Consider the following 13,480-nt stretch of genomic DNA (forward strand, 5'->3'; position numbering starts at 1 on the left):
GCGCGCGATTCTGCAGGCGTGACCATCATCGACAACGACGGCCCCGATGAAATGCTTGGCATCCGAGCCATGCAAACAGTCGATCTCATCCCCCCGGACAGCGCACTCACGGCGGTTCCGTGGGGTGTGGCCGCGGATCCGATGACAAGCCGGATCTACGTGGCGGACTGGACAGGGCAGAGAGTCGTGGCATTCGACGCTTCGGGAGCCTACGCGGACAGCTACGGACGCGAGGGGGACGGACCCGGAGAGTTTCAGAACCCATCTGCGGTCCACATGGACCCGCGCGGAGTTCTGACTGTCTGGGATGCCGGCCGGCAGATGCTGAGCAGCTGGTCGAACGAGGGAGAACTTCTGAACGAGCAGCGCCCGGAACTGACCTATTGGGGCCCGGGATTCGCGATGGGAAGCGATTGGCTCGCCACGGTGACGAGTTCCACTTCCGGGACGGTCACCGAGCAGCGACTCGTTGTTGGGAGAGGACAGACCACGACGACGCTGCACGAAGTCCCGATGGAACTGGCGGTCATGGAGTTCGGCGGCGGATCCTTTCCGGGACCCAAAGTGCTGGCTCCATCGGTTATCTGGACGCACAGGGGAGACTCCATCCTCTTCCTGAACGGGCCAGGCTACCGTATCGACAAGCATGCCGGTGGTTCGGTGGTGGCGAGCATCCGGCGGTCTGTGGATCCGATCGAGGTTACGACGCAGATGGCCGTGAGGGGTGCGGAGTTCGGTGCCGGTCCCTACGGAAGTTTCATGCGGCGCTTCGGGCTGGAGGCGGAGGATATCGTGAACGCGGTCGGATACGAGGAACGAGTTTCGCCCGTTCTGGCAACGGTCGCAGCTCCCGGAGGCCAGCTCTGGGTGACCCGCACCACCGACGGAATGACGCCTCGCTTCATCGACATCTTCGACTCCTCGGGAGAGTACACGGGCTCTTTCGAGGCACCCGCGGTTCCGGTTGCGTTTCCGTCCGACTCGGTCTTCGCGGGTCTTCGGTTGGAGGACACCGGAGAGACGATCATTTCGCTATACCGCTTGGTCGACGTGGATTCCCAAAGGAGGCAAAGCCAGTCATGAACGAGCAAGCTCCTCCCGGCGACCAGGAATTCGACGCGCAGGGCTTTGCCCGGGAAATCCACGAGCTGTTGGTCTTCGCTGCTCTGCGGGAGGGCCCAAGGCACGGCTACCAGATCGCCTTGGATGTGGAAGCGCACAGCAATGGGATCTTCCGGTTCCGACACGGTACCCTGTACCCGATCCTGCACCGGATGGAGGCGAATGGGCTCATCCTGGGCCGTTGGTCGAGCGGGACTGGCCGGAGGAGGAAGGTATACTCGCTCACCGACATCGGTCGCAGGCACCTCAGCGGAGAAACGGACCGGGTTCAGGAGATCTTGTCTGGACTCACGCGGATGCTTCGCCGTGCGCGGGAGGCCTCGGCGTGAGTGCCGAAGCTTCGCCGCGAGAGTTGTCGTCGTCGCCACGGGAATTGGCGTACGCGAAGCCAGGCGCCGATGAGAGGCCTGTCCGCCTGCGAGCATTCCTGCCAACGCTGCGCAGGCTGGACCGGGATCTGACAGTGCCCATTTCGGATCGCCTGAGGATCCTGCGCGAACTCGAGTTCGACCTCGAAGCGCTCTCGGGCGAATTCGAAGCCCGGGGCATGCCCTCGGAGAAGGCTCATGCCCGTGCACTGGTCGCGCTCGTGCCCGACGGGGCGACCCTCCGTGAACTCGACCGGCTGCACGCCTCTCACTACCGCCGGCTCACCCGCTACTTCAGCCCTGGCCGCCTGCGAACCATCGAGCGCTCGGCGCTGGTCCTGGCCACCGTAGTCGTGCTTCTCGTGGAGACTTTCCTGCTCCTGCGAGCCGACTGGCTCCGTCATGCGTCGCTCTTTCTGTGGCCGGTTCTCGGGCTGGGCGCACTCCTGTTCGCGGCCATCTTCGCTCAGTTGTTCAGGCTGTGGGTCAAGCACGACCACCAGGATCCGGCAGCGAGCTTCCGTATCATCCTGTTCCTGTCCGGCCTGACGCTCGCCACCGGCGTTTTCGGCACTCTCGCCGACTTCTTTCGGCTCGCCGGGGTTCTGGAAATCGAGCCCGAGCTGGCCCGGTTGCTCCTTCTGGATTGGTTGGGCGCGAGCTCGGTCCTGCTCTCGGTTTCGCTGCTGCTAGCCCTCGCGGGAGGGCTGGCTTGGTTTATCCCGGCACACTGGCTCGCACTCGTCTTCGGTGCACACGCCAAGCTGTTAGGCAACTCTTTACCGGAAACTCGCCTTGGGGCACCGCAGTCGCTCCACGCTACGCACCCACACCATTCTCCATCCCCCGGAGAGCCAACATGACCGCGATGGAAGCCTTCGAAGCCCTCGGCATCATCCGCTGGCCCATCACCTTCTCGCTGCTGGCCATCGTCGCACTGGCGCAGTGGTCGCTCCAGCTTGTACGGCCAAGCGCCATGCCGGATCGGCACGCCAAGACCTGGATCGATTCCATCCTGTTCTGGGGAGGATTTGCCGCCATCAGCGGCGTGCTGGGCACGCTGGTCGGCATTATCACCGCCGCTCAGGCTATCGAGACCATTGAGGGATTCTCAGGCACTTTGGTCTGGGGCGGCATAAAGGTCGCGCTCCTCAGTTCGGCGTTCGGCACCCTGGTTCTGGCCATTGCTTCCCTTCTTTGGTTCGGGCTGCAGCTGCGCTGGCGCTTCCTCATCGCGGAACACACCGGCGATCCCGCATGACGTCCGTTTTGGGAGTTCACTCAGATCGACGAGTGCTGCTGCACGTAAACTCGCTGATGCTGCGGATACCGGGGTGGTTGCTGGCGGCGATTGTCGCCGCGTGCGGACCTGAGAGCGCTGACACACCAACGTCGCGGGAAGCCGCTGAGGCGGTCGCGGCCGGTGACCACCCCGGGCATCCCCCTTCCTCCAGACTCCGGGAGTTCCGCGACTGCCCCGCGTGTCCGCTGATGGTGGAGCTTCCGCCGGGCTCCTTCGTGATGGGCCGCAACGAGGACGAAGGGTTCGAATTGGCGCCGACCCAACCTGACTGGATGGCTGCGGCAGAAACACCAGCAACCGGGGTGACGATTTCGCAGGCGTTTGCAATCGGCAAGTACGAAGTGACGTTCGCGGAGTGGGACCAGTGCGTGGAGGCCGGAGGGTGTGTGTACGAGCCCCCCGACGGCGGCTGGGGCCGGGGAGACCGTCCTGTGATCCATTTGGGGCGCCCGGACGCCGCAGAATACGTCGAGTGGCTTCGAGTAGTCACCGGGGAAGCGTATCGGCTCCCCAGCGAAGCGGAATGGGAGTATGCGGCCCGCGGCGGAACACCCACGGCACGGTGGTGGGGAGAGGAGTTGGATTCGGGAAGGGCTGTGTGCATGGGCTGTGGCAGCGAATGGGACGAACTTTCCACGGTGCCGGTAGGGACGTTCCCTGCGAATCCGTTCGGATTGCATGACATGCTTGGGAACGTCGCCGAATGGGTGGCAGACTGCTGGAACGATACGCACGCAGGCAATCCGGGTGATGGATCGGCGCGTGAGGAGGACTCTCCCTGGTGGAGAGGCAACGTGTGCGAACGACCCGTCGTCAGGGGTGGCTCGTTTGATTACTACCCTTGGACCGTAAGGGCAGCGCACCGTAGCTACTACTGGCCTGGGCCATGGACCAATCGGGATAGCGACAGCAGGGGTTTTCGCGTGGCTCGATCCATACCGGCGGGCTGAACCAACCCGGACCTCTCCTCCCCGCGGACGACAGGTCGTCGTGAGAAGAACGCCCTACCGCGAAAACAGGTAGGTCACCTTGACGATCAGCTGCCGCTCGCGGAAGGACGCGAACTCGTTGTACCGGCCGAACTCGTCGTAGTCGTTCCGGCGCAGTTCGTCGTAGACGATGTAGATGTCGCTCCCCGGCCGGTAGATGTAGTTGAAGCGGGCCGCGGTGCTCCACAGGTCGGTGAGCGAGTTGTACTGCGTCACGGTGCGCAGCGTCATCGTCGGCGAGAGCGCGTAGTCGACGCGGAACGAGGCGATGTCGGCGCTGAAATCGCCCCCCGGCAGTCTCACGTCGTTGCGGGTGAACCCCCCCTCGGCGGCCAGCTGGCTGGTCAGCCTGAAGCCCGCGCTCGCGCTGTAGTCGGTGCGGTCGCCGTCGAAGAAGGTCTGCGGAGAGTAGTAGACGGTCCCGTAGAGCCGGCGCGACGGGTCGCTGGTGAACGAGAAGCGCCAGTCGCCGAACCGGTGCGTGCCCGGTTCCACGACGACGTCCGGCCGCACCCGGAAGGGCTGGTCGAGCACCTCCAGGTTGGCGTTGTACCAGATGTTGATGTAGGCCCCGTTCTGGAGCCTCGTTCCCAGCATGTGGTGGATGCGGCGCGTCACCAGCCGATTGTTCTGGTCGGTGGTGTACGTGATGTTGACCATCGGGTCGAAGACGCGCACCCCGAAGCGGCCCGGCCGGGGATTGCGCTCCAGGTGGATCTTGCTGATGCGGATCCCGTTGCGCGGCAGGAAGCCGACCTCCGGGTTGAAGTTGTCCTGGAAATCCGCGTATTCGCCGTAGACGTTCCAGTCCTCGTCCAGCCAGCCGAGGCGGATGTAGCCGGCGAGCTGGCCGTCGGTGACCCCGGTCGTCGAGGTCTTGGCGATGAAGCTGTTGACCAGGAAGGCCGGGTGCGGGGCCAGCGTCATGTCCGCGGCGAAGGTGCGGTTGATGTAGTGGCCGTCGCCCACGTGCTTGTTGATGACCAGCGCGCCCACCTTGGAGCGCGCCATGATGTCGCGGCTGTAGCGGGCCACGAAGAAGTTCTCGCCGTCGCGGCCCCCGATGCCCTGCCCAACGTCGCCGGGCAGGCCGTCGGTCTGGATGTCCATGATGGCGATGTTGTTGCGACCCACCTTCCCGGTCAGCCGCGCGCCACCCAGGATGGGAATGGGATCGCCCGTCTTGGACAGGCCGATGCGCCGGCTGAAGAACAGGTCGGCCACGCGCTGGAAGGCGCTGTTCGTGCCGACGTTGAACTGTCCGGCGTTCTCCAGGAAAAACTCGCGTTTCTCGGGATAAAATAGGGCGAAGCGGGTCAGGTTGACCTGCTCGTCGTCGACCTCCGCCTGGGCGAAATCGGTGTTGTACGTGAGATCCAGGTTCAGTCCGGCCGACACCCCGTACTTGATGTCGAACCCCACGTCGCGCTGCCCGTCGTTCTCCACGATGCCGGCATCGGATACGCGCGCCGCGCCCCCGGAGACGAACGGCTTGACGCGCAGGTCCATGCCCCGGTTTAGCGACTCCAGGCCGGTGAGGCTGCCGGCCAGGCTCACGCGCGTGAGTGTGTAGGGCTTCGGGATGCCGGCCCAGAACGCCTGCTCGTTCTTGCGGCGGATGTTGCGCATGAAGTTGACGCCCCACTCCTGGCGCTCCTAGTCGGGGAAGCGCAGGGTGACCATCGGAATCGCGATCTCCGCGGCCCAGCCGTCGTCGGTTCGGCGCGCGCTCACGTGCCAGACCCCGTCCCAGTCCTTGTTGATGTTGGTCGCCACCCCGAAGCCGCGCCGGCTTCCTCCCTCTCCCTCCTCGAAGACCTGCTGCTCCAGCTTCGCCCCCAGCGGCGTGGTGACGAACATGTAGGCGGAGCGGAAGTCCTTGAAGGTGTCGAGGATGATCTGGAAGTTGTCCTCCTCCAGAATTCGGTCGGAATCGCGGCGCATCTCGGTGGCGATGACGCCGTCCGGCTCCGAGTCGAAGGCCCGCACCCCGATGTAGAGGTTCTCCCCGTCGTAGAGGATCCGCGCCTCCGTGCGCTCCGACGCCGGCGCCCCCTCGTCGGGTTCCTGCTGCACGAACGCGTCGATGGCTTCGGCCGCCCTCCAGACGGGCTCGTCGAGGACGCCGTCCAGGACCGGCGCCACGTCCACGCGGGAGGCGGCAACACTGTGCCCGTTCTGGCCGTTCTGCGCGCTGAGGGGCGCGGCCGCCGCGATGGCTACAAGGGCCGCGGTCGCCACGGCTTGCACGCCGTAGCCCGTTCGCCGAATGCGGGAATGACCCCGGGCCATTCGGCGGATCGCTACCAGAAACACAGTGGTTGCTCGCACGAGGAATCCTGTCGGGATGAAAGGAAAAGCGCCGGGAGAAACGTATCTCCCGGCGCTCTCCCGGCGCCAGCCCGAACCGTTTCCCGGGTACGCTAGCTGCCGCTTCCTCCCCGCGGGCGCGCGGTGCGTCCGGTCGAGCTGCCGGACCCGCCCCGGTAGCCGCCGGAGGAGGCGCCGACCGACGAACCGCCGCTGCGGGACCCGCCGGAGGACCAGAAGCCTCCGCCGTCGCTTCCCACCACGGTGGACCTGCCGCGGTCGCCGCCGCGAACGTACCCGAGGCCCCTAACCAGCCTGCCGCGCTGCTCGGCCGGGCGCTCGCTCACCTGAACCACTACCGGCCGGTAGCCGATCCCGTAGTAGCCGCCGTACCCGTACCCCATCCCGTAGCCACGCCCGTAGGAGTACGGGTAGTAACCATACCGGTACGGGGAATACCCGTACCCGTAAAGCCCATACCCGTCGTAGTAGCCGAAGCCGAACGGGGAATAGTACCAGGGATCCGTGCGCACCCTGCGGCGGTCACGATCCTGCTGGGCGATCGGCCGGCCTCTGTTGTCCTCCTCGCGGAGCCGGAAGCGTTGGGGATTCGCGACCGCGACCACCACATCGATCACGTCCGGATCCACGCCTGCATCCGCGATCCGGATGAGGTGTTCCGCGTTCACGTTCAGGTCGGGCTCGCTCTCGACCAGCCAGGCCTGCACCGTCTCGGCGTGCAGCGTCTGGCCGGCCTCGATGATCGCGGCGATGGTCGGCGACGTGGTGGAGTACATGCGCGCGGCCCTGATCGCCATCTCCTGGTCGTCCCCGAGGCCGGCGTATCCGGCCTCCTGCGTCGCCATGATGCCCGCCATGCGATAGCGCTGCACCCAGGGCGTCACCTCGCCTTCGACCTCCACCGCGCTGACGTCCATCCACTCGGTGGGGTTCAACATGACCATCATGCCCGAGCCCTTCCGGGTCACCGTGCCGTCGCAGACGTGCTCGGAGCGGTGATACACACGGTGGCCGTCCTGCGAGAAGCGCCAGGTGGTGGTTCCCTCGCAGCCCTCCTGCGAGGCATCCACGGGCCGTGCATCGGCGCGCGCCACCTCGCGCGACACCACCTCGCCGTCGCGCACGGTCACGAACTCGGCCGAGAAGCGGTCTTCCCCGGGCACCACACACAGGGTCGGCCTCTCCTCGGGATCCTGCTCGAGGGGCGTCCAGCAGCCTGTAAAGGCCAGCCAGCTGCCAACCTCGGTCTGTCCCTCAACGGGGACGGCGGCGACCACAAACAGCAACGCAGCGACCGAACATCGCCGGGCGACAGCCGTCAGAGCTTCCTCATGTGCTTTCATCTTCCTTCCCTCCACTGACACCTTGCTTCCACCCGAGGGCACCGCGGTCACCCGCTCATGCGGAATCCAACTCCCGCGAGAATCTGGAAGCCGGACAGATCGATGTTCTCAAACCCCTCGAACGAACGATCCATGGGGCTGCTGGACCAAGAATAACGCCCTTCCGCCGTCAGCACGAATCGCGGGCCCAGCGCGTATTCGATGCCGCTGAAGACATGCACGAAGGGGGCGGTGCCGTCCGACACCAGCAGGTCGTTGAAGACGTCGAGCGTCTCGATGTCGACGAAGTCGCCGTCCTGCTCGAACTTGTACACGTTGCCGCCCGCCCCCGCTCCCACGTAGGGCACCAACTGCGACGGCACCCAGGCGAAGCGGCTCAGGCTGCGGCCGCGATCACGCAGGTAGTAGCGGGCGCTCACGGTGAAGGGGAGCCTGGAGTGGGTGGTGACCTGTTCGATCGGCTGGCCCCTGTTGTCTTCCCAGTCGCGGAACTCGGAGGGGGTCACGCTCTTCGCGTATCCCACGCCCCCCACCAGCTCGAGCCTCTCGGTGAGCCGCACGCCGATGTCCACCGAGATGACCGGAGCCGCAAAGCTGCTCTTCTCCAGCGTGAGCAATTCGCTCGTGTAGCTGAAGATGTCGCTGTTCGCGCGGGGGATGTCGTATCCGGTGCGGAAGTTGAAGGTGGCGCCGGGACGGCTGAAGAGGAAACCTCTTCCTTCCTGCGCATGCAGTGTCGCGGGCAGGAACGTTCCGGCCGCAAGGACTACTGCAAGAAACGGCGACGCGGTCTGTCGATTCATGGAGGTCTCCCGGTAAGTTGGAAGCCGGGCCCGAGCGCTGCCACTTGCGCCTCCGGAACGTTCTCCTACACGATTCCCGGTCACGCGTTCGCCGCTCAGGCTCATCATGGTCCGCCGCTGGATGGGGGACCACGCTGCAAGCATCGTACCGAAGGAGTCACGCCATGAACCACCCACACACCCTTTCCTACGCGCTCATCTGCGTCGTCGCCGCTGGCACCGTGGCACTCTCCGCCTGTACCATCGAGTCGGCCAGCCAGGCACCCGACATGTCGGGCGAGGCGCCCATCTTCGAGGTGGATCCGCTCTGGCCCAAGCCGCTGCCCAACCACTGGATCCTGGGCTCGACCATCGGCGTGGGGGTCGATTCGCGCGACCACGTCTTCATCATCCACCGCCAGACCACCTTCAGCGAGGTCAACGAGATCGGAGCCACCCTGGACCCGCCCACCAGTGAATGCTGCGTGCCCGCGCCCAACGTGCTCGAGTTCGATCCCGAAGGAAACCTGGTCAACTCCTGGGGCGGCCCCGGCGAGGGCTACGACTGGCCCACCTCGAACCACGGCCTCAGCGTGGACCACCACGACAACATCTGGATCGGAGGCAACGGCGAGTTCGACGCCCAGTTGCTCAAGTTCTCCCGCGACGGCGAGTTCCTGATGCAGGTGGGGGTGGCTGAGGCTCAGCCCAACAGCAACTCCACGGAGCACTTCTCGAAGGTGGCGAAGATTTCCTTCGACGGGATGACCGACGAGGCCTTCGTCGCCGACGGCTACGGCAACCGCCGGGTGGTGGTCCTCGACTCCAACACCGGCGAGTTCAAGCGCTACTGGGGCGCCTACGGCAACGAGCCCAGCGACGAGCTGGTACCCTCGCATACGCCCGACGGCCCGCCACAGCAGCAGTTCCGCACGCCGGTGCACTGCGCCGACCCCTCAGCGGACGGGCTGGTCTACGTCTGCGACCGCGCCGGCAACCGCATCCAGGTCTTCCAGAGCGACGGCACCTTCGTGCGCGAAGCCTTCATCGCCAACGCAACTCTCGGTGGGGGATCGGTGTGGGACATCACCTTCTCGCGCGATCCCGGGCAGCGGTTCCTGTACGTGGCCGACGGGATGAACAAGGTGGTCCACGTGCTGGACCGGGAGAGCCTCGACGTGCTCACCAGCTTCGGCGGCGGCGGCCGCCAGCCCGGACAGTTCTACGGCGTGCACAGCGTCGCCACCGACTCGCAGGGCAACCTCTACACCACCGAGACCTACGAGGGGAAGCGGCTGCAGAAGTTCGTCTTCATGGGTACCGGGCCGGTGACCGCGGAGCACCAGGGGGCTCTGTGGCCGCGGAGCGGGGGTGAATAGGCACTTCCTCGCGCTGGCCGCGCTTTTCGTCGCGGCGTGCGCTCCGGACGCGGGCGCGAACTTCGACGTCCTCATCACCGGGGGTATCGTCGTCGACGGGACCGGGAGCCCGGGGTTTGCGGCCGACGTGGGGGTGCGCGACGGGCTCATCGCCGCGGTCTCGAGCGAGCCCCTCGATCCCGGGGCCGCGGACCTGGTCATCGACGCCTCGGGCCGGACCGTGACGCCGGGCTTCATCGACAACCACGCGCACATCCAGCAGACCATCGCCGAGTATCCCCTGGTGGAGAACTTCGTGCGCCAGGGAATCACGACCATCATGGCCTCCCTGCACTCGGGCGATCAGCCGTGGCCGCTGGACGAGTTCGCATCGAACCTGGAGATGGCGCCCAACGTGGGCTTCTTCGCCGGGCACACCTGGACCCGCAAGCAGGTGCTCGGGCTCGAGAACCGGGCCCCGACCGCGGACGAACTCGAGCAGATGAAGGCGCTCGTCGACCAGAGCATGCGGCAGGGCGCACTCGGGCTCTCGACCGGGCTTCTCTACGTGCCGGCCAACTTCGCCGAGACCGAGGAGGTGATCGAGCTCGCAAAGGTGGCCTCCCGGCACGGCGGCATCTACGTGAGCCACATGCGCAACGAGGCCAGCGGGCTGCTGGAATCGGTCGCGGAGGTCATTCGAATCGCCGACGAGGCGGACATCCCGGCGCAGATCAACCACCACAAGGCGGCCGGTGCGGCGCAGTGGGGGTGGAGCGAGCACAGCCTGGCGATGATCGACTCGGCCAACGCCGCCGGGCTCACGGTCACCCACGATCTCTATCCGTATGCGGCCTCGAGCACCGGGTCCGTCATCCTCTTCCCGCAGTGGGCGCTCGCGGGAGGGCCCGACGCCTTCGCCGAGCGCGTGGCCGATTCCGGGACTCGCGCGCGCATGGAAGAGGAGATGCGCGCCATCTTCACAACCGACCGCGTGGGGAACGATATCTCCCGCATCCAGTTCCGGGTACTGCCCGCGGACGAGAGCTACAACGGACGGACGCTGGCCGACTACGCGGCGGACCGGGGCCTCCCCAACGACCTCGAGACCGGCATCGACCTGGCCATCGACCTGCAGCTTGGGGGCGGGTTCAGCGCCATCTATCACGCGATGGACGAAGGCGACGTCATCCGCATCCTGCAGCATCCCCTGGCGATGATCGAGACGGATGGAGACGCCGTGGAGTTCGGGGTCGGCTATCCGCATCCACGCAGCTACGGGGCCTTTCCGCGGGTGCTGGCGCGCTACGTGCGCGAGCTGGCCGTGATTTCGCTCGAGGAAGCGGTGAAGAAGATGACGTCGATGCCGGCGCAGTGGCTGAACCGGAACGACATGGGCGTGATCGCCGAGGGAATGCGCGCGGACATCGCCGTGTTCGACCCGGCAACGGTGACAGACCGGGCCACCTACACCGACCCCCACCAGTACAGCGAGGGCATCGACGATCTGCTCGTGAACGGCGTGCCGGTCGTCCTGGACGGAGAGATCACGGGCGCGAAGCCGGGACACTGGATCCGCGGGCCGGTGCATGAGCCGCGCGAGGGTTCCGCACGATGAATTGGCGCAGGCTCGGGGGCCTCTCCCGGGCCGTTTGCCTCCCGGTGCTGGCCGCCCTGCCGGCCTCCGTACCCGCCGCCGGCCAGACCCCGGTGCCGGAGATGCGCGCGACCGCGACCCCCGTGCCCCGTCCACCCACCATCGACGGGGTGCTCGACGAACCGTTCTGGGCCACCATCGAGCCGGTTACCGACTTCCGCCAGCGTGACCCGGTCGACGGCGCACCCGGCAGCGAGCCCACCGAGGTGCGCATCGGCTACGACGCCAACGCCCTCTACTTCGGCTTCGTCTTCCACGACTCCGAGCCCTCGCTCATCCGGCGCAGCATCCTCCACCGGGGCGGCCGCATCGACAAGGACGACCGCGTCATCGTCGCGCTGGACACGTATCACGACCGCCGCAACGCCTACATCTTCGAGGTCGGCGCGCTGGGGACGCAGGACGACGCCCTCATCTCCGACGAGAGCATGACCCTGGACGACTGGAACTGGGACGGGGTCTTCACCAGCGAGACGCGCGTGACCGAGGACGGCTGGGTGCTCGAACTCGAGATCCCCTTCACCACCATCCGTTTCCCGGACGTGGACGAGCCCACCATGGGCATCGCCTTCATGCGCTCCATCCGTCGCAAGAACGAGAGCGTGTTCTGGCCGCACATCGGCCAGGAGTACCGCTCGGGCATCTCGCAGGTGTCGCGCTACGCCACCCTCGACGGGCTCAGCGGCCTCAGGCGCGGGCGCTACGCCGAGGTGAAGCCGTTCGCGACCGCCGGGACGCAGCGCATGGCGGGGGATGCGAGCTTCGAGGGGCAGACCGACGTGGGCGTCGACGTCAAGTACGCGCTGACCTCGAACCTCACCTTCGACCTCACCTGGAACACCGATTTCGCGCAGGTGGAGTCGGACAACGTCCAGATCAACCTCACCCGCTTCGACCTTTTCTATCCCGAGAAGCGCGAGTTCTTCCTGGAGCGGGCCGGACTCTTCCAGTTCGGGACGCCGCGGCAGACCGAGGTCTTCTTCAGCCGGCGGGTCGGGCTCCGGGGCGACATCGCGGGAGGGGGGAGGCTTACGGGCCAGGCGGGACCGTTGTCCATCGGCGCGCTGGCGCTGCGCACGCGCGGATACTCGGATGATGCGCTCAATCTGCCGGCTGCGTGGAACTCGGTGGTGCGGCTGCGGACGGATCTGCGGCCGCGCACGACGCTGGGCGGGATCATCAGCAGCCTGGACCACGAGAACGGCTGGGACCGGTCGGCCGGGCTCGACTTCTCCAGTCGCTTCTGGAGCAGCAGCGCCTTCAACGTGTGGGCGGCGCGGGTCTGGAATCCGGACTTTGCTCCATCCGTGACGAGAGCCTCCGGATCAACCGGAGGCGCGGTGTCGGCAGGATCACCGGATCCCCGGGAGGCGGGCAGCGCAACCGCCGCCTCCGCCGAACTGGTCCTCCAGAACGACCTGTACGTGGCGGGTGTTTCCCGGCTGATCATCGACGATGGCTTCCAGCCGGCGCTGGGCTTCGTGCCCCGCACCGACCAGGACCGGTGGCAGGGCCGCGCCGGGGTCACCCCCCGCTTCGAGTCCAGTGCCTGGGCGCGCCAGCTGACGCTGGAGGTGAGCGGGCACCGCATCCAGGGCCGCGACGGCGCCAAGCAGACGCATCAACTCCGCGCCAGCGCGGGGCTCAACTTCCAGACCGGCGAAGTCGCCAACATCTCCTTCAGCGAGCGCTTCGAGAGGCTGGAGTTGCCGGCGCGCATCAGCCGACGGGTTCTGGCTGCGGGCGACTACAGTTTCCGCCGTCTGACCATGCACATGCGCACCAACGACAGCCGCACCTTCTCCGGGGCGCTGGCGGGATCGATCGGCGACTTCTGGTCCGGCACGCGCACCGAGATCGGGGGCGGCGCCACGTGGATCACCGGCCCGCACCTGACCATCGGCGGGAGGTATGCGTGGAACGGCGTCTCGCTACCGGTCGACGACGGGGATTTCTCGACCCACCTGGTGAGCGCAAACATCCAGGGCGCGGTGAGCCGCAAGCTCTTCGCCAACGCGCTGGTGCAGTGGGACAATCACTCCCGCGAACTGCAGGCCAACATCCGCATCGACTGGATCCACACCCCCGGCAGCGACCTCTTCGTGGTCATCGACACCGGCTACCTGACGGGCGACCTGCTCGACCCACGCGCGCCCCGCTGGCAGCGTCGCACGGGCGTGGTGAAGCTGACGTATCTGATGGCCTTCTGAAGCCGTCACCAGGGAGG

The 13,480-nt window shown here is 66.5% G+C and carries 11 protein-coding genes; 7 read left to right on the forward strand and 4 right to left on the reverse strand.

Annotated elements, in window-relative coordinates; translation table 11 throughout:
• Window positions 1-18: 18 nt before the first annotated feature.
• The 4 genes from OXU32_11520 to OXU32_11535 all read left to right on the forward strand — a co-directional run bounded on the left by OXU32_11520 (window position 19) and on the right by OXU32_11535 (window position 2,751).
• The gene (locus tag OXU32_11520) at window positions 19-1,083 is read left to right on the forward strand and encodes a 6-bladed beta-propeller (GenBank protein MDE0074579.1); all 1,065 of its coding nucleotides are present in this window, start codon (window positions 19-21) and stop codon (window positions 1,081-1,083) included.
• Window positions 1,080-1,451 carry a PadR family transcriptional regulator gene (locus tag OXU32_11525; GenBank protein MDE0074580.1) on the forward strand — a complete coding sequence of 124 codons (372 nt, stop codon included), beginning with the start codon at window positions 1,080-1,082 and terminating at the stop codon, window positions 1,449-1,451. The genes OXU32_11520 and OXU32_11525 overlap by 4 nt, the downstream gene beginning before the upstream one ends.
• 134 nt (window positions 1,452-1,585) lie before the next feature.
• A complete protein-coding gene (locus OXU32_11530) occupies window positions 1,586-2,353 on the forward strand; it encodes a hypothetical protein (GenBank protein MDE0074581.1) in 768 nt (255 codons plus the stop codon).
• Window positions 2,350-2,751, forward strand: coding sequence for a MotA/TolQ/ExbB proton channel family protein (locus tag OXU32_11535; GenBank protein ID MDE0074582.1), 402 nt, complete (start codon window positions 2,350-2,352; stop codon window positions 2,749-2,751). The genes OXU32_11530 and OXU32_11535 overlap by 4 nt, the downstream gene beginning before the upstream one ends.
• Window positions 2,752-3,797: 1,046 nt before the next feature.
• Here OXU32_11535 and OXU32_11540 read toward each other — a convergent pair.
• The 4 genes from OXU32_11540 to OXU32_11555 all read right to left on the reverse strand — a co-directional run bounded on the left by OXU32_11540 (window position 3,798) and on the right by OXU32_11555 (window position 8,259).
• Window positions 3,798-5,411, reverse strand: a complete 1,614-nt coding sequence (locus OXU32_11540; GenBank protein MDE0074583.1) for a DUF5916 domain-containing protein — start codon at window positions 5,409-5,411, stop codon at window positions 3,798-3,800.
• A 27-nt stretch (window positions 5,412-5,438) separates the two neighbouring features.
• A complete protein-coding gene (locus tag OXU32_11545) occupies window positions 5,439-6,113 on the reverse strand; it encodes a carbohydrate binding family 9 domain-containing protein (protein MDE0074584.1) in 675 nt (224 codons plus the stop codon).
• Window positions 6,114-6,205: 92 nt separating this feature from the next.
• Entirely contained in the window at window positions 6,206-7,456 is a 1,251-nt protein-coding gene (locus tag OXU32_11550; protein MDE0074585.1) for a hypothetical protein, read from the reverse strand.
• A gap of 47 nt (window positions 7,457-7,503) precedes the next feature.
• Window positions 7,504-8,259, reverse strand: a complete 756-nt coding sequence (locus OXU32_11555) for a hypothetical protein (GenBank protein MDE0074586.1) — start codon at window positions 8,257-8,259, stop codon at window positions 7,504-7,506.
• Window positions 8,260-8,423: 164 nt separating this feature from the next.
• Here OXU32_11555 and OXU32_11560 point away from each other — a divergent pair, with 164 nt between their 5' ends.
• The 3 genes from OXU32_11560 to OXU32_11570 are packed head-to-tail and all read left to right on the forward strand — an operon-like array spanning window position 8,424 to window position 13,463.
• Window positions 8,424-9,617 (forward strand): hypothetical protein, encoded by a 1,194-nt coding sequence (locus OXU32_11560; GenBank protein MDE0074587.1) that lies wholly within the window; start codon window positions 8,424-8,426, stop codon window positions 9,615-9,617.
• Window positions 9,610-11,214 (forward strand): D-aminoacylase, encoded by a 1,605-nt coding sequence (locus OXU32_11565; protein ID MDE0074588.1) that lies wholly within the window; start codon window positions 9,610-9,612, stop codon window positions 11,212-11,214. The genes OXU32_11560 and OXU32_11565 overlap by 8 nt, the downstream gene beginning before the upstream one ends.
• Entirely contained in the window at window positions 11,211-13,463 is a 2,253-nt protein-coding gene (locus tag OXU32_11570; protein ID MDE0074589.1) for a DUF5916 domain-containing protein, read from the forward strand. Before OXU32_11565 ends, OXU32_11570 begins: the two co-directional genes overlap by 4 nt.
• The last annotated feature ends 17 nt before the right edge of the window (window positions 13,464-13,480 follow it).

The sequence above is a fragment of the Gammaproteobacteria bacterium genome (genome assembly GCA_028819075.1).
In the GTDB taxonomy this organism is placed as follows: Bacteria; Gemmatimonadota; Gemmatimonadetes; order Longimicrobiales; family Gaopeijiaceae; genus BD2-11.

Coding starts and splice junctions, on each gene's coding strand:
- OXU32_11560 (MDE0074587.1), top strand. CDS start 8,424: ATGAACCACCCACACACCCTTTCCTACGCGCTCATCTGCGTCGTCGCC.
- OXU32_11535 (MDE0074582.1), top strand. CDS start 2,350: ATGACCGCGATGGAAGCCTTCGAAGCCCTCGGCATCATCCGCTGGCCC.
- OXU32_11555 (MDE0074586.1), bottom strand. CDS start 8,259: ATGAATCGACAGACCGCGTCGCCGTTTCTTGCAGTAGTCCTTGCGGCC.
- OXU32_11525 (MDE0074580.1), top strand. CDS start 1,080: ATGAACGAGCAAGCTCCTCCCGGCGACCAGGAATTCGACGCGCAGGGC.
- OXU32_11570 (MDE0074589.1), top strand. CDS start 11,211: ATGAATTGGCGCAGGCTCGGGGGCCTCTCCCGGGCCGTTTGCCTCCCG.
- OXU32_11540 (MDE0074583.1), bottom strand. CDS start 5,411: ATGCGCAACATCCGCCGCAAGAACGAGCAGGCGTTCTGGGCCGGCATC.
- OXU32_11550 (MDE0074585.1), bottom strand. CDS start 7,456: ATGAAAGCACATGAGGAAGCTCTGACGGCTGTCGCCCGGCGATGTTCG.